General features: G+C 34.1%; 22 protein-coding genes. 11 read left to right on the top strand and 11 right to left on the bottom strand.

Going from position 1 to position 19,537, the window contains the following annotated elements:
- Positions 1–19 precede the first annotated feature (19 nt).
- The 4 genes from H0X48_03590 (at position 20) to H0X48_03575 (ending at position 4,816) form a co-directional block, all read left to right on the top strand.
- A complete protein-coding gene (locus tag H0X48_03590) occupies positions 20–1,369 on the top strand; it encodes an ankyrin repeat domain-containing protein (GenBank protein ID MBA3954372.1) in 1,350 nt (449 codons plus the stop codon).
- 120 nt (positions 1,370–1,489) lie between these two features.
- Positions 1,490–2,173 carry a deoxyribonuclease V gene (gene nfi, locus H0X48_03585; protein MBA3954371.1) on the top strand — a complete coding sequence of 228 codons (684 nt, stop codon included), beginning with the start codon at positions 1,490–1,492 and terminating at the stop codon, positions 2,171–2,173.
- Between the two features lie 42 nt (positions 2,174–2,215).
- Positions 2,216–3,493, top strand: a complete 1,278-nt coding sequence (locus H0X48_03580) for a hypothetical protein (GenBank protein ID MBA3954370.1) — start codon at positions 2,216–2,218, stop codon at positions 3,491–3,493.
- 75 nt (positions 3,494–3,568) lie between these two features.
- Complete coding sequence (locus H0X48_03575) at positions 3,569–4,816, top strand: MFS transporter (protein ID MBA3954369.1); 1,248 nt, start codon at positions 3,569–3,571, stop codon at positions 4,814–4,816.
- Positions 4,817–4,837: 21 nt separating this feature from the next.
- Here the strand turns inward: H0X48_03575 and H0X48_03570 are convergent, their stop codons facing one another.
- A complete protein-coding gene (locus H0X48_03570) occupies positions 4,838–5,041 on the bottom strand; it encodes a hypothetical protein (GenBank protein MBA3954368.1) in 204 nt (67 codons plus the stop codon).
- Positions 5,042–5,162: 121 nt separating this feature from the next.
- Positions 5,163–5,852 (bottom strand): hypothetical protein, encoded by a 690-nt coding sequence (locus tag H0X48_03565; GenBank protein MBA3954367.1) that lies wholly within the window; start codon positions 5,850–5,852, stop codon positions 5,163–5,165.
- 98 nt (positions 5,853–5,950) lie between these two features.
- Here H0X48_03565 and H0X48_03560 point away from each other — a divergent pair, with 98 nt between their 5' ends.
- Positions 5,951–6,769: an ankyrin repeat domain-containing protein gene (locus tag H0X48_03560; protein ID MBA3954366.1), complete on the top strand. Its 819-nt coding sequence runs from the start codon at positions 5,951–5,953 to the stop codon at positions 6,767–6,769.
- 308 nt (positions 6,770–7,077) lie between these two features.
- Here H0X48_03560 and H0X48_03555 read toward each other — a convergent pair whose 3' ends face one another.
- Together H0X48_03555 and H0X48_03550 are read right to left on the bottom strand one after the other, a co-directional pair.
- Positions 7,078–7,383: a hypothetical protein gene (locus H0X48_03555; protein ID MBA3954365.1), complete on the bottom strand. Its 306-nt coding sequence runs from the start codon at positions 7,381–7,383 to the stop codon at positions 7,078–7,080.
- Entirely contained in the window at positions 7,358–8,161 is an 804-nt protein-coding gene (locus H0X48_03550; GenBank protein ID MBA3954364.1) for a ParA family protein, read from the bottom strand. The genes H0X48_03555 and H0X48_03550 overlap by 26 nt, the downstream gene beginning before the upstream one ends.
- A 332-nt stretch (positions 8,162–8,493) precedes the next feature.
- Here H0X48_03550 and H0X48_03545 point away from each other — a divergent pair, with 332 nt between their 5' ends.
- Both H0X48_03545 and H0X48_03540 read left to right on the top strand, forming a co-directional pair.
- Positions 8,494–9,207: a hypothetical protein gene (locus H0X48_03545; GenBank protein ID MBA3954363.1), complete on the top strand. Its 714-nt coding sequence runs from the start codon at positions 8,494–8,496 to the stop codon at positions 9,205–9,207.
- Between the two features lie 233 nt (positions 9,208–9,440).
- On the top strand, positions 9,441–10,475 hold the full coding sequence (locus H0X48_03540) for a hypothetical protein (protein MBA3954362.1): 1,035 nt from the start codon (positions 9,441–9,443) through the stop codon (positions 10,473–10,475).
- 162 nt (positions 10,476–10,637) lie between these two features.
- On the opposite strand, the gene H0X48_03535 is transcribed toward H0X48_03540, so the two are convergent.
- Positions 10,638–10,862 carry a hypothetical protein gene (locus H0X48_03535; protein MBA3954361.1) on the bottom strand — a complete coding sequence of 75 codons (225 nt, stop codon included), beginning with the start codon at positions 10,860–10,862 and terminating at the stop codon, positions 10,638–10,640.
- 241 nt (positions 10,863–11,103) lie between these two features.
- Here H0X48_03535 and H0X48_03530 point away from each other — a divergent pair, with 241 nt between their 5' ends.
- Positions 11,104–11,331, top strand: a complete 228-nt coding sequence (locus H0X48_03530; GenBank protein ID MBA3954360.1) for an HAD-IA family hydrolase — start codon at positions 11,104–11,106, stop codon at positions 11,329–11,331.
- A gap of 29 nt (positions 11,332–11,360) precedes the next feature.
- Here H0X48_03530 and H0X48_03525 read toward each other — a convergent pair whose 3' ends face one another.
- Positions 11,361–12,194: an ankyrin repeat domain-containing protein gene (locus H0X48_03525; GenBank protein ID MBA3954359.1), complete on the bottom strand. Its 834-nt coding sequence runs from the start codon at positions 12,192–12,194 to the stop codon at positions 11,361–11,363.
- Positions 12,195–12,389: 195 nt separating this feature from the next.
- Between H0X48_03525 and H0X48_03520 the strand changes: the two genes are divergently transcribed.
- Positions 12,390–13,253 carry an HAD-IA family hydrolase gene (locus tag H0X48_03520; protein MBA3954358.1) on the top strand — a complete coding sequence of 288 codons (864 nt, stop codon included), beginning with the start codon at positions 12,390–12,392 and terminating at the stop codon, positions 13,251–13,253.
- Positions 13,254–13,277: 24 nt separating this feature from the next.
- On the top strand, positions 13,278–14,141 hold the full coding sequence (locus tag H0X48_03515) for an HAD-IA family hydrolase (protein ID MBA3954357.1): 864 nt from the start codon (positions 13,278–13,280) through the stop codon (positions 14,139–14,141).
- Positions 14,142–14,192: 51 nt separating this feature from the next.
- Here H0X48_03515 and H0X48_03510 read toward each other — a convergent pair whose 3' ends face one another.
- Positions 14,193–14,978 (bottom strand): ABC transporter permease, encoded by a 786-nt coding sequence (locus H0X48_03510; GenBank protein ID MBA3954356.1) that lies wholly within the window; start codon positions 14,976–14,978, stop codon positions 14,193–14,195.
- Between the two features lie 23 nt (positions 14,979–15,001).
- On the bottom strand, positions 15,002–15,940 hold the full coding sequence (locus H0X48_03505; GenBank protein ID MBA3954355.1) for an ABC transporter ATP-binding protein: 939 nt from the start codon (positions 15,938–15,940) through the stop codon (positions 15,002–15,004).
- Between the two features lie 274 nt (positions 15,941–16,214).
- On the opposite strand from H0X48_03505, the gene H0X48_03500 reads away from it, so the two are divergent.
- Positions 16,215–17,366 carry a hypothetical protein gene (locus H0X48_03500; protein MBA3954354.1) on the top strand — a complete coding sequence of 384 codons (1,152 nt, stop codon included), beginning with the start codon at positions 16,215–16,217 and terminating at the stop codon, positions 17,364–17,366.
- A 10-nt stretch (positions 17,367–17,376) separates the two neighbouring features.
- Here H0X48_03500 and H0X48_03495 read toward each other — a convergent pair whose 3' ends face one another.
- The 3 genes from H0X48_03495 to arfB all read right to left on the bottom strand — a co-directional run bounded on the left by H0X48_03495 (position 17,377) and on the right by arfB (position 19,463).
- Positions 17,377–18,171 carry a hypothetical protein gene (locus tag H0X48_03495; GenBank protein ID MBA3954353.1) on the bottom strand — a complete coding sequence of 265 codons (795 nt, stop codon included), beginning with the start codon at positions 18,169–18,171 and terminating at the stop codon, positions 17,377–17,379.
- Between the two features lie 216 nt (positions 18,172–18,387).
- Positions 18,388–18,792, bottom strand: a complete 405-nt coding sequence (locus H0X48_03490; GenBank protein MBA3954352.1) for a hypothetical protein — start codon at positions 18,790–18,792, stop codon at positions 18,388–18,390.
- 245 nt (positions 18,793–19,037) lie between these two features.
- Positions 19,038–19,463: an aminoacyl-tRNA hydrolase gene (arfB, locus tag H0X48_03485; GenBank protein ID MBA3954351.1), complete on the bottom strand. Its 426-nt coding sequence runs from the start codon at positions 19,461–19,463 to the stop codon at positions 19,038–19,040.
- Positions 19,464–19,537 lie beyond the last annotated feature (74 nt).

Raw genomic sequence — 19,537 nt, 5'->3', positions numbered from 1 at the left:
CACTAAAAAGGGTTTTTGCATGATGTATAGCTATAAGTGGTTTTTGACTTTCAATGCAGTATTTTTAAGCTCTTGGTGCAATGGTCTTTTTGATGAAAAAGAATCTGTTAGTAAAGAAATAGAAACTCATGAATTTTTGCCCTCTGCAGCAATTACAAATATCAAAGAACTTTTAAATAGTATTTCTTCATACAATTATCAAAATGACAACTCAAATTCTAATGCTACAACGCCAGTTAGCAGTAGAGCCAATAGTGGATCAACAAGCGAAGAAATTTATCAAAATTACTTAACACCCAAAATGCCCTCAATGCATAGTTTGCTAGAGCAACTAAGCCAAGGCACTAAAAACCATTCTTCTAATATGTTAAAAAGCAGCAGTGAAAATTCAACAAGGATTCTTTTTTTACAAGCCATTCAATTAGGTTATAAAAACCTTGTTTTAAGGTTATTACAACAAGGACAAGATCCAACTGAAGCTGATGCTGCAGGATCTACTCCATTACATCTTGCAGTAATGCAAGGTGATCCTCAAGTGGTGGAATGGCTTATAAAGGCTGGTGCTGAAATTAATGCTATTGATACAACATATATTAGAAATGCACTATTTTTAGCCATGCTCAAACATAACATACAGCTTGTAGAACTACTTCTTCAGCATAATTCTTTAACTGAAAGTCCTAATGGAACGCACTATTTACAAGAAATAGGGGGTTCTACAGCTCACAAGGTAGCATTAGCAGAAGTTTTCATAGCATACAATGCTCTGCCTGCAGAGCTAACAGAATTTGCTTACGTAAAAGAAGCACAAAGAAGACAGGAGGATTTAGTGGCAAAGCTTTCTAGTAACAATCTTGCTGAAGCACGCCTTATGATTCAGCAAGGCTATTATTGTTCGCCTCTTGTAAAATCTATGCTTTCACACGTCTACAATTTATTTCTTCATGCTTTAGAAAAAGATGATGTCGATAGGGTAGCTTCCTATTATAAAAAAGGTGTATCACTCACTATTAAAGATGCCCAAGGCAACACGCCTTTGCATAGAGCTGTTATCTTAAAAAGATATAAAGTTATAGCTTACTTATTAGAAGTAGGAGTTCCTGTAACAGTTGCCAATAATGCAGGCAAAACCCCTTTTAATCTTATATTAAATTCTGAGAGGGTGTTAGATACTATAATACTTAATATATTCTTAAACTATGCTTATAAAAATAGTAGTACTTTAGAAATGCCAACAGATACTATATTTACCCTGCAAGATTCAGATAGCGATAGCGACTCGATTGAAAAATGTTGCTGTATAGGTGACCGGAATTCTTCCGATAGTGACGTCGATACAACAAGAACAAGCAAATGCATAATCGAGTAAGCTTTTTTATCTATGTTTATCATTTGTAAAATCTACGTAAGTATTGCGGTAAACTTATACTAGCATTAAAATAATAGTACCATTAATTTTTAATTTATTTTTATGTTATTAGGAAAAGCTATGACATTAAAACAATTGCACAGTTGGGAAGTTACAAAAGAAACGGCCATCGAATTACAACGAGAGCTATCCAAAAACATTATTAAGGAAGATCATGTAGGTCAGGTTAATTTTATTGCTGGTATTGATATGGCAATCAACGAGTCTACAAGTATGGGTCGTGCTGCAGTAGTACTCATGACCTATCCAGACTTGGTTATTATAGAAAAACATGTTTACGAAGCACCTTTACACATACCTTATATTCCAGGATTACTCTCATTTCGTGAAATACCCTGCATGTTAGGGGCTTTTGCTAAATTAAAGCAACGCCCTGATCTACTGCTAGTCGATGGAATGGGTATAGCACATCCGCGCGGGCTTGGCATCGCATCACATTTAGGCTTATGGCTTAATATCCCAACTATTGGTTGCGGAAAATCATTGCTTGTAGGTCATTATGATTCTACTCAATTGAAAGTACAAGCTGGCTCATGGGTGCCACTTATCTATAAAAAACAAGTTATTGGTACTGTAGTTCGCACACGTACTAATGTAAGCCCATTGTTTATTTCGCTTGGACATCTTATAAGCCTACAGACGAGTATTGATTACGTACTTTTATGCTCTAAAGGCTATCGATTGCCTGAGCCTGTAAGGCAAGCAGATAAACTTTCAAAAGATAATAAGTACCCATTACTTTAGCAATTGCTTGTAAAATATATGTCTCTACTTTACACTGAAATTATGAAGTTTAAAAAACAGTTAGGCATCTTTCTTTTTGGGCTCTTATTTGCTTTTACTGCACTAGTAGGAGCTACAACGCTTGGTATAATGTTTTTGCTCGACATACCTCTAAGCCATGCTGTATATTTTAGCTTAGCTAGTAGCTCTGTTATACTTTCTTTTTTTATTTTTCCTCTCCTACGCTATCCTACACTAACCGGACCTTTTGCTGTAGACACTACATTTTACACCTGGCATGACATTCAACGCCAAGAGCAGCGCGGAGAGCAACATGCGAGAGAGCTTACTGTGCATCTTTGGGCACCGATAACAGTAGCTCAAAAACACCGCTCATTTTTTTATTTTATCGATTTTATTACTGCTCTAAGATTATATTTCAAAGCACGGGAACCACTTTCGCTTTCTTATGATCAACCCACATACCCCGTAATTATCTTTTCGCATGGCCTTAAAAGTTTAAGTGCTTTTAATAGAGCTTTACTTCAGGATTTAGCGAGCCATGGTTACGTAGTTGTAGGCATTAATCACACCTATGGCTGTTTTACACCCACACTACTTAAAAGCAATAATCTTAATTTCGATCCCGCCCTTGCTTTAGCATTTGAACAAACTTCTCAAGCAGGTCTTGACGCCTATCTTGAACGCTTAGAGGAAGAAATAGAAACTTGGGTAACAGATATTCAATTTGTTGCAACTATGCTCACTCAACTTAATAGAGAAGAATCACCGTTTACTGAGCGACTTAATTTAGATGCCCTGGGCGTCTATGGCCATTCGCTTGGGGGTGCTGCTGCAGCTGAAGCATGCCGTCGTGATAAACGTTTTAAAGCAGGTATAAGTTTAGATGGTTCCTTAATGAAAAAAACTACTGGAGGATTCTCTAAGCCCTTTATGTTTATCCGCGGGTCATTACTAGATGCTAGTAATACTCACATATCAGCTTCACTTGGGCTAGTATATAATAAAGCTTTAAAAACCTATAGAGACAACCTTACGCAATTTTGTAACTGTTTAGGTCCTTATGGTTACTGCATTACACTTGACCAAGTAGGTCATTATGCCTTTACAGATGCTTCTCTTTTATGCCCACTGGCACGTTTTTGTCTTAACTTTTGTACTGGATCAAAGCATACACCTGCTGTTATTGCGCTTACTAATGGTTACGCTCAAGCTTTTTTTGATACCCATCTTAAACACAAAGATACTTTTTTGCCTGATCTACCATTTAATGGCAGCTTTTATGCACATAAAGTAACTCGAGTAACAAAACAAATATAATATTTATTGCTATAGAATCCTACTCTGCAGTAGAGTCTACTAAAATAACTCCTTTACTCAGCTAGAAATTATAGTATGAATAAACACATTAAAACTACAAACTCCTGGCTCTCAAGCACAGTGCTAGGCTTTGGCCTCACAAGCTTTTTTAATGATTTTAGCCACGAAATGACAACTGCTATTCTACCCTTGTTTATAAAAGATTTAGTAGGCAATACACAAGCACCGTTTATTTTAGGCATTATGAGTGGCGTATCTAATGGTGCCTCTACTGCTATGAAATTTATAGCCGGACCTTTAAGTGATATAGTTATATCACGTAAACTTTTACTCCTTATAGGCTACACTATAACTCCTCTTTTTGTAGGACTTATAGGTTTTGCTCATACTGCGTGGATAGCAATTGTATATAAGACTTTAGCATGGCTAGGAAGAGGCCTACGCGAACCAGTACGTGATGCCTGGATAGCATCTGTAGTTGAGTCTCAAAACTATGGTAAAGCTTTTGGTTTTAATCGCGCTTTAGATACACTAGGTGGTATTGCAGGACCCTTGTTTGCCTACTTACTGCTTGCAACAGTCAGTTTAAAAACTATTTTTGTATTCTCTTTTATTCCAGGAACACTTTCTGTAGTTTCTCTATTTTATTTTGTACAGGATACTGCTCCTTTATCTTCTACTAATAAAACACAGCAAAGTTTAAATATATTTGCCCGTATGGCGCAATTGCCTGAGAATTTTAAGCATTACGTACTTAGTACATTTGTTTTTCGTTGTGGAAATTTTAATAAGACACTGCTTATCTATCGAGCACAAGAAATGCTAACTGGCACAACCAGTTCCTATTTAGTTGCCACAGGTTGGGCAATTCTCCTTTACATACTTTTTAATATAATCAGAGCAGTAAGTGAATATAGCTTAGGTGCTATAAGTGATAAGGCATCAGGTAAAAGCAGAAAGAATTTATTAATACTTGCTGGCTTTAGTCTTTTTGGCAGCATAAGTATTGGGTTAATTTTTGTAACTACTCAGTGGTCATTATGGATGGTTATTTTTATATTGGCAGGTATAAGCGCTGCTGCGGTTACTACCCTTGGAAAAGCATATGCAGCAGACTTACTACCTACCCAACTAAGAGGTACTGGTTACGGACTGTTACAATCAGTCGAAGGAATAGGTGATCTTATTTCAAGCTTAACAGTTGGCCTGTTATGGACATTCCTTGGCCCTTGGGCAGGCTTTTCTTATGCAGCATCTTTAAGCTTTGGAGCCGCTTTATTGCTTATGAGATCTACTACTAATAATAATACTCTAGCGATATAAAAGAAGATCCTAACAGCTCTATTATGGCTTTAAATTTGAATCTTCACATTGAGAGCCTTTACACTCGTGTGGTCGTCCGTCTCTTTTATGATCTATAAATCTATCGTCATGATCTCGACCATATTCAGTTGACTCATCAACAATAAATTCATCTTCTGATTCAAGCAGTGCTTTTTCTAGAAAAGCATCTTGCTCTTTTAACTCTTGATGTTTATTATTTTTCATAATTTCCCCTGGTAATATCGTTAGCGATTCTCTTATTACTAGAATAAATAATACGGATATAAAAAGTCAATATATTTAAATAAAAACATTTTAATAATTTAAAATATTTTTATTTAAAACTCTATTTTTTAGACTGAATAGTTTCTCTTGTTTTATGTATTAACTCTTCATCTTTCTTAAGAATAATTATAAGCTCTTGATAGGTAGTTTGTGCTAATCGTTCTTCTAATGCTATGCGGTGATCGGCTAAAATAGACTCTTGCTGTAGTAAAAAAATACACCATTTTTTTACTACAGCAATTTTTTGCTTTGAACCAGTTTCAGATAAATCTATCTGAGCAATTATTTTTTGAGAAATATGTACCATATCTTGAGTATCTTCTGGTAATTCAGCAGCTTTGGCACAAGAGGTTAACACGTAAGCGTGAGTATCTTTTGCATCTTTATAGACTTGATCATCAATGCGATTATTCCAATTTTTAAAATTATTATACTCCCATAAGCTTGTCATAAAAGCTACGAAGCTTAATATACCCACAGTACCACCCAGATACTGATGAATTTTCTTTTTTACCGGAGTAAAATAAAGAATTTTTGAAGTATAAAAAAATTTTGAAGTAGTAGAAGACTTAATTGATTCACGAGTATTAATGTTATTAAACCACCATATAAAACCTACTGCTGTACCTACGGAGGCCCCTATAAGTGCATGCTTAGTATCAAAAGGCTTATTTTTAGGTACAAATCCAGCAGCACTTATAATTGGTATAACAGCTTGTACTAGAAAACAAACAAGCAACATTTTTTTCATTGTAATATCCTTATAATACAGTATTATTAAAGAGTTAATACACCTAGAATAGAGTTTTAGTATATAAATGCAACACCATATCATCAACGGACTACTGTATGCTCAAACAAGCATTTCTTGTTTTTTCTCTTTTTACTTTGCCTCTACAAGGCATGAGCTTTTTAAAACTTATTAGTGGCTACAATCAAAAATATTATGACCAAAAACTTTTGGTAGCTGCTAGTGAAGGCAAGTTAATCCCTATGCATAAAAGTATATTGCAAGGAGCAAATATACTTGTACAAGACAAAAAAGGTTATAGTCCACTCTACGTTGCAGCAACCAATGGTAATCAATATATAGTAGCCAGCTTGATAAACTATTTATTACAATTAAATCAACGTGAGTCAGCAATAAATATGGAGACGAACTTACACCGCACAGCTTTACACGAAGCAGCAAAAGCAGGAAATTTAAACATAGTGCAGTCTCTATTAGCAGCTAATGCAGATGCTCTTATTGAAGATATACAAGGCAAAACAGCTTTAAGTGAAGCTTATGATTGCTTAACTAGAACAGCATTAAGAAATGTTCAGAACCCTACCCCTGCAAATTTTGCTCGAGTCTCTCAGATCTTAAATTTCATAGTAAATCCTATACAAAAATCAATAGCTCAACTACATCCTAAATTTCCGTTGAATGATGAAATTCAGAAATTAGAGGATCAATTAAATGCTGAAATTCAAAAATTTCAAGATGAGTTAGATCAGGATCAATTAAACGCTGAAATTGAAAACCGTCAGAAGCAGTTAGATAATGAAATTCGGGATAGTTTTAGTGAAATTTTTTATAATAGCCGTTCTCTATCTGTACTTGATAAATACAAATTTATTGTTCAACTTGAAAAACACGTAAGCCAAGCAAATCTTCAAGAGTGAATGCCGCTTTAACATTAAACCATTTTACCAGCTTAGCGGCTTGATGTTGTGCTGGCGCAATGAGGCGGGTATAGTATCTGCCCTTTGAGCTTCTACAGTTAGCTTAATAGTTTTTTCATCATAATAATTAATGGAATTATTGTTGAAAAAGCACAAATAAATTATACGATTACTATTGCAAATATTACACACACAATCTTGCCTTTGTGACTTTAAAGATTTATATCTGCAAGTTTTTCCCCGGTTGATTACAATAAAAAGAGAGTAGTGGTTAGCACTACTCTCTTTTTACTTAATTTAGCTATAACTTATAACTCTTTTTGATACAGTAAACGTATGGCTTCACAGATCAAAGAAGATTTATCTGTTTTTATATTATTCTGAAGACGATTAATGTATAAAGCGGTAAGCGCCCTATTATCTTCTTCGCTTAAATAATAGGTAGCTTTAATTTTACTACTCGCTTTTTCTTCAACAGCTTTTACTTCTAATGACTTACTTGCTTGCTGGCGTGCTGTCACTGGCATATCGCCTTGCTGGCTTGCTGGCTGATTGTAATCGTTAAAGGAAAGCTTTTTTTTAATATCTTTACTTATTTCCAATATGCTGCTCACGATGATTTCCCTTTTTAGTAGTTAATAATTCTTTTGCTAAGTTCATATAAGCTTCAGCACCTTTACAATCTGCATCATAATCAAAGATTGCTTTTCCGTTTGATTGAGCTTCATTAAGCTTAATATTTTGAGGTATAGTCGTTTCAAACACACGGCTATTAAAGGTCTCGTGTACACTTGCAAGCACTTCACGTGCTAGTTTTGTGCGTATATCATAAAAGGTAATTAATACTCCACTAAGTCCTACTTCGTGATTAATAATAGGGCCTACATTTTTATTAATAAACTGCAGCGTATCAATAAAATTACTTACCCCTTCTAATGAAAAATAGCCCAACTGTATAGGCAGTATTACTTCAGTGGCTGTTGTAAACACATTCATTGGTAACGCACCAAAAGTAGGTGCACAGTCAAAAATAATAATATCATAACCTGTTAGAGTACGCAGTTTATTACGGAGTTTAAACTCCTTTGCCGTCATGGTAGATAATTTCATTTCAGCTACAGAAAGAGATAAATCACTAGGAATTATATCAAGGCCTTTAATATAGGTGTTTTGAATAACATCTTCTGGCAATACATCATCTTGACATAATAACTCTGCTAGAGTTTGCTTTTCTTTAGTTTTAACGCCAAGTCCGAGAGTAGTATGACCTTGGGGATCAGTATCAATCAATAATACTTTTTTACCCAACAAAGCTAATGCTGCCCCTAAATTAATAACGGTGGTACTTTTACCAACTCCACCCTTATGGTTTGCTACAGCGATCATTCTCATACATTCACCTCGTAATTAAAGTCATATGTGCCTGGCCAGTATACCATTTTGCTCGCAAAGCGCTATACCGTTTTGACAGCACAACAGCATGCTGCTTTATCCTACCTGAGTCTTACTTTTTTTATACTTAGCTGTCAAGTTTTCAACAAATATAGTTTTTAATAGCAAAAGGCCAAAAAAATTGATTATCTTACTAACTTGTATATTGGCCATTAAGATCTCTTAGCTGCTTAAGGTCCAATATACACTTGATTATAAAATTATTTTCATATATAATTAATTTTATAATATTTAATAATTTTATAATTCCATTTTTACGAAAGATAAATACAATGAAAAGAATAATTATAGCATTAACACTATTTCTGCAAGGCTTTGCAGTTGCCTACAATGCAGGCATTTTACCCTATGACTATATCAATGGTCAAGCCTATTTTCTCTTAGGTCTTGAATCTCATAGAGATTGGCATGATTTTGGTGGAGGTAGTAAAGGTCAAGATATAGTGGGAATGCAACCTGCTGATTTTATTAAAAATGCCATTAATACAGCAACACGTGAGTTCCAAGAAGAATCCCTTATGGTTTATCCAAGTTCTGAAACGAAAAAAGCAATAGTACGCGCTTCTCAACCAAATCAATTTGGCTTCACTAAGTTAATTCATGATACTAAGCCCGCAGCTCCAGGTGATTACTATTTATTTGCTGTTAATTTTGAAAATATTCCTGATCGCAAGGGTAATATTGGCTTACACTCTGCAGCTGATTTTCGTAACAGACTTACTCAACTAAAAAACAAACATGGTAACCAATGGCTAAGGCACCACGGTGCTGAAAAAATAGATTTTGTTCGCGTAAGAGCTATAGACTTTTTACAGGCATTACAAGAAATCCAAAATAACAATATTAATGCTGATGGCAGTGTAACAATACCAGCTTTAAGCCAAAGCGTAACCAATGTTAAAATATGGAAAACATTTGTTAACTTACTACGACGCAACTTGCCACAAGCACAACAACTAGTGCAAGATATTATTAACCATCAATAAATACTTTTTGCCAGCATAGCAACATAATGGCTTACTGTTACTACAAAACTTTACCTACTAGCTATTATGAGAAGTAGATTCATAATAGCGAGTGTTATATGACTATGCCAGCTTAAATCTATGTCGCTTTGACAACTCGGCATCAAGATGGCTTGATGGTAATACATTTTGCCAGCAATACTCTTGCCTTTTAAAACGTAAAAAATATACTTTAAAAAAATTGGAACAATATAATGGTACAATCACTTATAGTTTTACTTTCAGCACTCTGCTGTATAAGCTACTCAATGAAAGCTATGGATCTGACAGTTTTAGGCAAAGCTGCCCTTCTTAATGTAAACGAGAAAGAATTTGATTATTCATTTCTAACACAAAAATCATATAACCCAAAAATTATTCCTAATTTAGCTCTTAGTGGCGGGGTGCCTGCCATAGGAAGATATGCAACTCCCTATACACAAAGAAGCAGGCTTGCACTTATCCAAAGCGATCCTAAACTAGCAAGTTCAGCTTTTTCGCGCCATTTTGCCGAACAATTATTAACACAATTAAATTTTCCTATAGAACATGCCTTAGAATCAGTTGCTCAAGATGCATCAGAAGAAAAAAAACAAGAGGCAATAAACAGCTCCCTTAGCCAAATACTTGAAAGTATAGGCAGTAATGCTACCTTTACTATTGCTCTATGGGGTACATTGCCTTCACCAGACGGCATTTATAATATTACCTTTCATCCTGTAGTAAGTAATTGGCTTTATGAAGACAATACTCTTATTCCAAATGCACAGTGGATTACCAGCAAGGATAATCCAGCTATCACTTACACACGTTACTCTACTGATCTTCTAGCTGGTCTTTTTGACCCTAAAGGAGTTGAACAAAAGGGTGATAGCCCTATAGCTTTTAATGCTTTTAGCTCTCAAAATATAGTTACTCATGCCAGCGATCGTGCAGATTATTACGATGACATGTCCCCTAATAACGTACATTTTGCTGTAACACCTAATCACAAGATTTCTACATTCTGGACAGCACTATTTTCATCAAAAAAAGATAGATTAGCTCTTACGTTTAACATTCTTATTAATAACGAAACACTAGAGCAAGCTCTTGAAAAAGAACTCCATAAAGCTAAAAACCCGGACACCTTTGTTGATACAGTTTCTACGTTATTTAGTTTACTAAAAGACAATCCTCAAGACACAAAGACACTACAAGAGGCTCTTTCTATTATAGGCTTTAACCATGCTGCAACACAAAACAACTGACAGGTTAATAAAACTAGCAATTCATAAGGGGCAATATCCCTTATAAAACCCATAAAAATTAAAAATTATAAAACGAAAAGAGGCGCAATCTGCGCTTCTTTTCGTAACATCACAACAGCGTAACAGCAAGTTATCTTGATGTTATACTGTCAAAGCTACTTACTACATCACTTGTAATATAACATACTTACTAAGCCATAACAGAAAAAGGCCAAATGCTATTGCAACTACATAACCACATACAGGATTACGAGGGAACAAGTAACTTTCTAATATATTTTCTACACCCCACGAAAAACATACGATACCTAGTACTACTACCAAAGCGAATAATACTTGATGATGTTCTTCAAAATTCTTAATTTTATTAAATAACTCTACCATCATTATTTTTATCCGTCAGCATAGCAAGGTTTTAATTTTAATCTATACTTTTTTTTGCTTAAAATGCAAGAAAAAAGCAAGCAGTAAGGCACTAGCATTAATGCTGCATTATTGATAATCTAAAAATTAGTTTTAATATGCAAAATAATCAAGATTCATGTGCTTAAAGTACTTTTAATTAATACTCACATTTTTTACGTAGTATACTTGGGATAGTCTTTCATTTACTGAAGTTTATAATTCTTTGGTAGGGCGTATAGCGTTTAGCAACTTTAAATTAGATAATATTATTTTATCAGGAATCATAGGCTACACAAAGCCAGATCCCCGTGCATTTGAGTATATGATTATTACCTATAAATTAGATCCGCACAATTGCATATTTATTGATGATCAACTAGAAAATATTAAATCAGCTCAAGCCTGTAGCATGAATGGAATACATCTAAAGACAATATGTCGTTTTAGCTAATACGTTGCGCTACCTTCAGGTACTCTAAATTATTGCTGGAATATGTTTCTTAAGTTACGTGATGCATCACTACGCATTAACATTTTTGGCTGATATTCTCTTTTTAAGAGTTCTACAATATCTGAGTTATTTTTAGCATTATCTAAAGTACGTTGACTTACAGGAGCGTTATATGAGCGCAATAGTTCTATAAGGTTTCTATTAGTACTTTTAACGGCTAAATCTAAAGGTGTATTTTTTTGTTTATCTTCTTTAGTAACGTCAGCACCTAATTGTAGCAAAGATCTTACAACTGCTTTTTTTATCACACCATCATTTGGCTTTTCAAGACAAATTACAGCGTAATGCAAAGGAGTTTTGCCAGCCATATCCTCAACACTAAGATCAACTTTTTCATAATCACTAATAAGCTTAACAATCTCTTGTGCATTTTCTTTACATACTAAAAAATGAAGAGGAGCCGTGCCAAGATGATCTTTTACAGAAGTACTCGCTCCTAATATTAAAAAATTACGTAATACTTGTATATTTAAAACATCCGCTGCACTCTGTTTTATAAACTTAAGGAGCAATGTATCATTTTCACTATCAGCAAGCCTTGTGTTAATTAACTGTTTTGTTAACTCTCGTTGATCTGATGTGATAGTATCTAAAATAGGTATTGGTTTTTTTGATTGTTCAACTGCAAGTGCCAGAGCTATAAAGTCTGGTTTTACTTTAAGTATACGCCCTAAATCACTCAGCACTTCTTTTTGAGGTCTAGACTCCTGAGAAGTTAATTGCTTGTCAAATTGAACCATGGACTTAACTGAAAATACTATTAATAAAGTGGCTAGTACGCAAGAGAGAAAGGTTTGTTTCATGAAAATACCTCGTAGTAACTTTTGTTATTATAATATTATATTTGCACTAAACATAACAGATTAGAATTACTAATGTCAATATATGTCTTAATTTTTGTATAACTTATTGTAGACTCTTTAAGATACCAAACTAAGTAGAGTATACTAAAAAAACTAGCCTAATCACTTGTAAAATTATCTTTTAAGGAAATTAACATGTTAACCAAATACAGTGTCATTTCTATTTTTTTTGCAACTCTTTTAGTACTACCAATTAAAGCCGATAATAAAGCACAACCAGCTAAAGTTAAACCTAAAATTATAGTCTGGGATTTGGGTGGAGTTCTTTTTAGATCAAGCAGAATGAGTTTAGCTTTCGAAATAGGATTAGGATCCCTTATACACTATACTATTACGCATTTGCCTAGCCCAGCATTCACTGATTTACTTTTTAAAGTACTTAACCATGTTGAACCAATGCCAAAAAACATTCCAATAATACATGATGAAAATGGCAAAGAATTACCTTATTGTATGTATAAATGGATAACAGGAGAACAAACAGGGCCTTTTATTAATAAACAAATACAAGATTTTATAGAAGCAGATAATCAACCAGGATTTTTCACAGGTAACACTCAAAAAAAAATATGTACTCGCTTATCAAATACTCTGTTTACACCACAAACATTTGCTCATGGTGTTAAACCTATTAAAGCAGGGCGCGATCTACTAAGAGCATGTGTAGCACATGGCACCACACGCATGATGATACTTTCTAATTGGGATAGACTTTCTTTTGATTTACTACGCAATAATCGGACAGGAAAAGTTATACTCCAACACTTTAAAGCAGATGATTGTATGATATCTGGTTCTATAGGATACGCAAAGCCAGACCTTCACTGTTTTGAGCATTTTTTACGTACATATAACTTGGCTGCTCATGAATGTATTTTTATCGACGACCAACTAGAAAATGTTAAAGCTGCAGAAAAATGTGGTATGCATGCTATCCACCTTGATAAAGGCAACTATCATACAGTAGCTGATACACTCCGCTCTCTTAATGTACTTTAATTTTTTAACTTAAGGAAAACAAGCATGATGCGTATTTATATAAACAAATTAGCCTGGTACTGTATTTTATTTTTATTTATAACTCTACCTATGCAAGCAGTTCCTCTCGTTAGACAACCTAAAGTAATCATTTGGGATATAGCAGGAATACTCTTACGTGTAAGTAAAATGCGTATGGCTAAAAATATCGGCATTGGTTCTTTAGTATGGTATAGCATAACTAACTTTAAAATACCTAACATTAGACCACTTATGTTTAAAGTATTAGATAGTTTACAAGAGTATCCTAAAGATTCTATCATGCCTTATGACGAAAAAAACAATCTATTACCTTATTGTATGTACCAGTGGTTTACTGGTGAAAAAACAGGTCCTGAAATTGTAGCACAAGTAACCGATCAATCAACAAGTTCCAGAGGACTTCAAGTATTAGCTGACGATGCCGAAAGAAAACTTGTTGACAACGCAATTAAAGCACTTTTTACACCTGCTCTTTTTGCTAGTACCGTAAAACCTATAAAAGCCGGCATAGAACTAGTACATGCTTGCAAAACAGCATGTCCCACTACGCGCCTTATGGTCCTTTCCAACTGGGACAGTGCTTCTTTTGACCTAATTTATAATTCATGGACAGGTCAGACTACATTTGCTGATTTTAATCCTGAAGACATTGTTATATCAAGTCGGATTGGTTATGCTAAACCAGATATACAATGTTTTAAACATATGCTTAAACTATATAATCTTAACTCTCAGGACTGTGTTTTTGTTGATAATCAAAAAGAGAACCTTAAGGCAGCACAAGCAGCTGGCATAACTAGCATAGAACTTAAAAACGGTGATTATCATACATTAGCTGACGCTTTTCGCTCTCTTAATCTGCTTTAAGCATTTAATAATAATTTCTACTATCATCCTCATACCGTTATGCTAAAAATATTACTGCAGTTGCGCAACACCCCTAGCTTTACTGTGTTTAAACACTAATACAAAAATAGCTAAAGCAATTATAAGATAGACACAACTTAAAGCAAATGCTACGAGTAACTGCTCTCTGACATAGGTACCATTTAAACTTATTGATCTGAGTTGCTCAAACACATAACTAGCAGGTATACCTTTTGATACACTGACACACCAACTAGGAAGTACACTTAAAGGATAAAAAATACCAACAAACGGTGCAAACGACCAAGATATAATATAGATAAAAGAAAGTCCTTTAGTACCTCCATACAAAACGCATGATGCACCAAAAAACCCTAAAGACCAACCAAAAAGTAATAATATAATAATCAAAGGCAATAACACTATGCCAACAGAAAATATATTTATACCATATAGTATTTTAGCTATGACAATACTAAAGACAAGAGCACTAAAAGCTAGTATCCCACTCATGCCCATAATACCAGCAATCCATTCTGAAAGTGTAACTGGGGTAGAAACCATATTGAGTAAATTTTGTGAGACTATATCCTCAAATACACTTAAGCCTGTTGAAGTATTACTGCGTAGCACTACTTGCCATAAAACTACACCCGCAAGCATTGAAAAAAGCAATTTATCATTATCAGGTTGTGTCTTAAATGCCCATACACTTGTAAGACCCCACATAATAATATCTCGCATTGGCCAGTAAAATATATCTAGTAGACGCCCAAAGCTCGTTGGGTATAATAAAAAATAACGGAGCATTACAGCAACAACACGATGTAATTTCATGGCATATACTTTCTAGAGTTACATTATAAAAGAGTAATATTCTTTTTCTGGTTATGCGTCATGTGTAAAAAATAGTCCTCAAGCGAAGGCTTATCAATAGTAATAGAACTATACTCAATATCTGCAGCTGCAAAATGTTTAAGGAAGGCTGCTATCTTATACTCATCAATACGTACAACAAAGGTATTTGCTTTAAGTCTATACTCAAGAGCGTGTTTGCGAGCATACGTACATGCAGCTTCTTGATTATGCTCAATAACTAATTCTATACGAGCTTGATTGAGGGTAGCTGCAAGTCGTGCTGGTGTATCATTAGCAATAAGAGCTCCATGCTGCATAACAAGTACTCTATCGCATACTGCCGCAACCTCATCCATATTATGAGAAGTAATTAATACTGTGCAATCATTTTTCCTACGTTGCTCTAAAATAAAGGCACGTACTTCTAAAGCAACATCAAGATCAAGACTAGCTGTAGGTTCATCAAGCAAAATAATACGAGGATTAGCTAAAAATGCTTTTGCTAACATAGCACGAGTAGTTTGTCCAGCAGACAATAAAGCTACTGGGCTATCACGCATATGCCACATGCCAAATGTATACAGATATTTTTCAATTACCTGTTTGCGTTGTTTACCAGAAAGACCATATAAGCGACCATAGATGTCTAAATTATTATATACCGTAATATTACCTGGCATTTTAACATAGGTACTTGCAAAGGCAACTTGCTGTAATATTTCTGACCTATGTGTAGCAAGTTCAAGCCCAAAGTAATTAATAGAGCCAGATGTTGGCGTTATCGCTGTTAAAAGCATTTGTATAGTAGTAGTTTTACCCGCACCATTAGCTCCTAATAAACCAACAATTTCTCCTTGTTTAACAGAAAAAGAAATGTTATTAACTGCACTAAATGTGCCAAACTTTTTAACTAAATTTTTAACTTCTAATAGAGCAAGCATACAACACCTAAAAATAACAAAATTATAATTGTCCTTGTAATTATAGCGACAAACTAAATATAAAGGCTATAAAAACATACTTTTACACCACGACTATTAACCGTCAAGCCAGTATAGCAGCCTAGCTACATGCCATCTAAACAGCTTGCCATTTTACCATTAAGCTGCTTTGGCGGGATGCCATTAAATACTATGCTCTTTTAGTTTCTGCAAATATACTCTATTGTTTTTAGAAACCTTTCTGAATTATAATACTATTAAAGGGGGAAGTCAGATGAGATATTATTTTTTTCTAATTACTATTTATAGTATAATGTTAACAAATGTATACTCTAGTAATTCGCAAAGTTTTTTATTAGGTGCTTGGTTGCCTTACTGGAAATGTAAAGAAGCACTAAGTGTAGCATCTGCTCATTCTACTTTATTTGAACAACTAAGCCCTTTTTCTTATGAACTTAACAAACAAGGCAAGATAATCGATACCTTTAAAAAAAATGCTAATGTCTGGCAAAATTTTTTTCGAGAATGTCATTTAAAAAAAATTAAAATTATACCAACTATTTTTTCTACTAATACCCAATTGTTACATAACTTGTTATTTAATTCTCGTACTAGGCTAAAACATATTAATGAACTGGTATCTTTAGTAGTAGATAACAAATTTGATGGTATAAATATAAATTACGAACGCATTAAATCTGAAGATCGAAATAGCTTTATTTCCTTTATGAAAACCCTTTCGCAAAAATTACACAGCTATAACAAATTATTATGTTGTTGTGTCGGTGGTAGAGTAAGCGATTCAAGCACCGGGCTTTTTATAAATAAACATTTAAATAGAAAACCTTCAGCTGCGCGTGCACCCTCAGTATCACTGCACCCAGGCAAGGGCATTCAAGCACGTAATTACAAGAAAGCATTAGCCCAATGCTGCGATCAAATACACCTTATGGGATATGATGAATGGGGTACACCTTATCAATATAATCCTGATTATTTGAAATCTGGTTATTATATTTCTCATGCTTCAACTCAATGGCTTAAAGCTATTATACAGTATGCGCTTTCGTATATACCAGCACATAAGTTAGTACTTGGTATTGGCTCTTATGGGTTAGAGTTTAGCATTAAACCAGAGACGGTTATGTCCCATTTTTATTTTAAGAAAATACGCAACATATCTTATCCACAAGCACAATCTCTTTCTCAAAATTATACTGTTATACCAAAGCGTACTGCTGGAGGTGAGCTAGCGTTTACCTATAAATTAGGCAATGAGACACGTTATGTCTGTTTTATAGATGCTCAAGCTATTGCTAGCAGAATTGCTCTTGCAAAAAAATACGGATTAAAAGGCGCTTATATCTTTAAACTTGATGGGCTTGAAGATAATACATTGTGGCCTTTACTAGCAAATAAAAATTAAAATATAATAGCTATATAGTATTTAAAATAGTTTCATTGCAATAAGTACTAAGGCGACTCATCCACCCATTAAAAAATTTTATAGGGTTGTAATCTGGGTCTGAATTCTTGATAAGTCTAAGCAATACTTCTGCTGCTGAAATAGTAAAGACCTTAAGAACTGTCTTTTTATTTACTCCACTAGACATGCCTAAAAGTACTTGTAGTAACCCCCAGCGTTCTCCTTTACGATTCTCTGTAGAATTAAGACCATCGCCTTTAAAGTTAAGATAGTCAACTAAGGCATAAGTACCCAGCAAAGTACTTTTCATTAACTCAATATTCTCTAAGACACGCGCTTTTTCTGTTTCTGATACAGCATTTATAATTAGTGTTAACCGCTCTTCTAAGCGTTCAACCATATATTTTGTTTGTAAATCAATTGTGGAAAATAAAAGAGAGCGTAATTCTTCTGTTCTTTGGTTATCTTCTAAAAACTCTTCTCTAGAATGCCATGGAGCTCCTATCTCTTTTGCCTTTTCTAACCAATGGGGTAAAGCAATACCATGATTTTGTAAATAAGTACATAAGCAGGGAAACTGCTGTGTATAAGGACCACTTTGACCTTCAAGATACCAAATACAATGGCCAATACCTAAAGAAGGAAAAGACTCTAATACATTCCAGAAAACAAGTAAATCTCTTTTTTGTAAAGCTTCATTTTTCCAGACTAAAAGACCAATCTTCTGAGCATCTTCAGTAGTTATCACTACTGCTTTACTTACATAAGACAAAGATAATATAGTCAATAGCACAAATATTTTCATTCATTCTTTCTTATTTCTAACAGACTCTATAACTATTTTTATACTTCTTAGTTTACTTAATCTTAAACGCAAAACAAGAACTTGTTAAATTTAGAATAAACTTTAAAAAGTGCATTTAAGTAGACAAAAATCTTAGTTTTTAAAAGAACAAAATTAAACTAAAGTAATTATAATTATAAAAAAGATGGCTTGGTTGAGAAAGCCATCTTCCTTACATCAATTGTTTTGCATAAGAAGATCTATAACTTTTTTGCTGTTATAAATTAAAGCAATCTCTAACATACTTTTACCAGCTGCATTTTTTGTTTCTTTGTTAAAGCCTAGCTCAAGAAACTTTTTTACAACTTCGTTCTGATCATGCTCTATTGCATTAAATATTTGTTGTGTTTTAGAAGCGAGGTATGATCTGACTTTAACAAGTGCATCCGAATCGTTTTGTGCTAATCTAGCTCTTATCTCGTCAGCTTTAAGAATACTATATAACTTCAAATTACTATTTTCAGCACTATTGCTTACTACAGACTCGTTTACGCTGCATGCTTGTTCTTTTGGCAAATGCATAGTATAAGTTGTTAATTGTAAGAGAATAGGAGAAAGAATTTTATATTTTAGTAATTTCATACAGATACATGTCCTTTTTATAAAATATAATACTAAGAACTTTTAGGTACTATTTATAAGGTAACTAATTTAAAAAATAAGCTTAAGGGCCTTTTTTTAAATACATTGTTTTGTAGTAATTTAGGTACATACAATTCTTTTATAAGCATACTTATGGGTAAACGCTTCACATATTCTCCGTGTGCTGAAAAGCTAAGTAACTATATTAGCTTTAACGATAAGCCCCCTAAACTACTAAAAGCAAGTTAATCTTCAAAACTTTTTTCTTGGCGTAATTTCTTTTTAGTTGCATGTTGGCGTTTAGTCTCTACACGCTTATGCTTAGCAGCTTTGGAGGGCCCGGTAGGAACTCGCTTTTTAGCCTCTTTAAGCCCAAAGGTTATAAGTTTAATGAGCAATTTTTCAGCAGCTATTCTATTGGCATGTTGTTGCCGTTCTTTGCTAGAATTTACATGTAAATTTCCTTCATGATCAATTTTACTTGCTAGCTTTTTCATAAGCCGCGCTTTCATATCCTCATCAAGCACTCTTGACTGGGGAATATTAAACTGAAGCTCTACTTTTGTTTCAACTTTATTGACATTTTGACCACCTTTTCCACCACTACGAGCAAAATGGGGGGTTGCTTCGTGTATAAGCTTCTCAAAATCTATACTATGCTGTGTATTCATAAGGTGCGTGTCTTTCATTAATTTTAATATCTTGAGAAATGTTTTTGTCTACGTTCGCAGTATCTAAAGTAGCT

This window comes from Candidatus Dependentiae bacterium (genome assembly GCA_013821315.1).
In the GTDB taxonomy this organism is placed as follows: domain Bacteria; phylum Babelota; class Babeliae; order Babelales; family Babelaceae; genus JACDHA01.
The sequence above is the reverse complement of the archived record's forward strand: the minus strand, read 5'-3'. Positions and strand labels throughout refer to the sequence as shown.

Bases quoted from the DNA above. Each gene is read 5' to 3' on its own strand.
- H0X48_03505 (MBA3954355.1), bottom strand. From the start codon at position 15,940: ATGCTTGCTCTATTAGAAGTTAAAAATTTAGTTAAAAAGTTTGGCACA.
- H0X48_03525 (MBA3954359.1), bottom strand. From the start codon at position 12,194: ATGAAACAAACCTTTCTCTCTTGCGTACTAGCCACTTTATTAATAGTA.
- H0X48_03565 (MBA3954367.1), bottom strand. From the start codon at position 5,852: ATGAAAAAAATGTTGCTTGTTTGTTTTCTAGTACAAGCTGTTATACCA.
- H0X48_03510 (MBA3954356.1), bottom strand. From the start codon at position 14,978: ATGAAATTACATCGTGTTGTTGCTGTAATGCTCCGTTATTTTTTATTA.
- nfi (MBA3954371.1), top strand. From the start codon at position 1,490: ATGACATTAAAACAATTGCACAGTTGGGAAGTTACAAAAGAAACGGCC.
- H0X48_03550 (MBA3954364.1), bottom strand. From the start codon at position 8,161: ATGAGAATGATCGCTGTAGCAAACCATAAGGGTGGAGTTGGTAAAAGT.
- H0X48_03520 (MBA3954358.1), top strand. From the start codon at position 12,390: ATGTTAACCAAATACAGTGTCATTTCTATTTTTTTTGCAACTCTTTTA.
- H0X48_03580 (MBA3954370.1), top strand. From the start codon at position 2,216: ATGAAGTTTAAAAAACAGTTAGGCATCTTTCTTTTTGGGCTCTTATTT.
- arfB (MBA3954351.1), bottom strand. From the start codon at position 19,463: ATGAATACACAGCATAGTATAGATTTTGAGAAGCTTATACACGAAGCA.
- H0X48_03540 (MBA3954362.1), top strand. From the start codon at position 9,441: ATGGTACAATCACTTATAGTTTTACTTTCAGCACTCTGCTGTATAAGC.
- H0X48_03515 (MBA3954357.1), top strand. From the start codon at position 13,278: ATGATGCGTATTTATATAAACAAATTAGCCTGGTACTGTATTTTATTT.
- H0X48_03495 (MBA3954353.1), bottom strand. From the start codon at position 18,171: ATGAAAATATTTGTGCTATTGACTATATTATCTTTGTCTTATGTAAGT.
- H0X48_03545 (MBA3954363.1), top strand. From the start codon at position 8,494: ATGAAAAGAATAATTATAGCATTAACACTATTTCTGCAAGGCTTTGCA.
- H0X48_03575 (MBA3954369.1), top strand. From the start codon at position 3,569: ATGAATAAACACATTAAAACTACAAACTCCTGGCTCTCAAGCACAGTG.
- H0X48_03560 (MBA3954366.1), top strand. From the start codon at position 5,951: ATGCTCAAACAAGCATTTCTTGTTTTTTCTCTTTTTACTTTGCCTCTA.
- H0X48_03590 (MBA3954372.1), top strand. From the start codon at position 20: ATGATGTATAGCTATAAGTGGTTTTTGACTTTCAATGCAGTATTTTTA.
- H0X48_03535 (MBA3954361.1), bottom strand. From the start codon at position 10,862: ATGATGGTAGAGTTATTTAATAAAATTAAGAATTTTGAAGAACATCAT.
- H0X48_03490 (MBA3954352.1), bottom strand. From the start codon at position 18,792: ATGAAATTACTAAAATATAAAATTCTTTCTCCTATTCTCTTACAATTA.
- H0X48_03570 (MBA3954368.1), bottom strand. From the start codon at position 5,041: ATGAAAAATAATAAACATCAAGAGTTAAAAGAGCAAGATGCTTTTCTA.
- H0X48_03500 (MBA3954354.1), top strand. From the start codon at position 16,215: ATGAGATATTATTTTTTTCTAATTACTATTTATAGTATAATGTTAACA.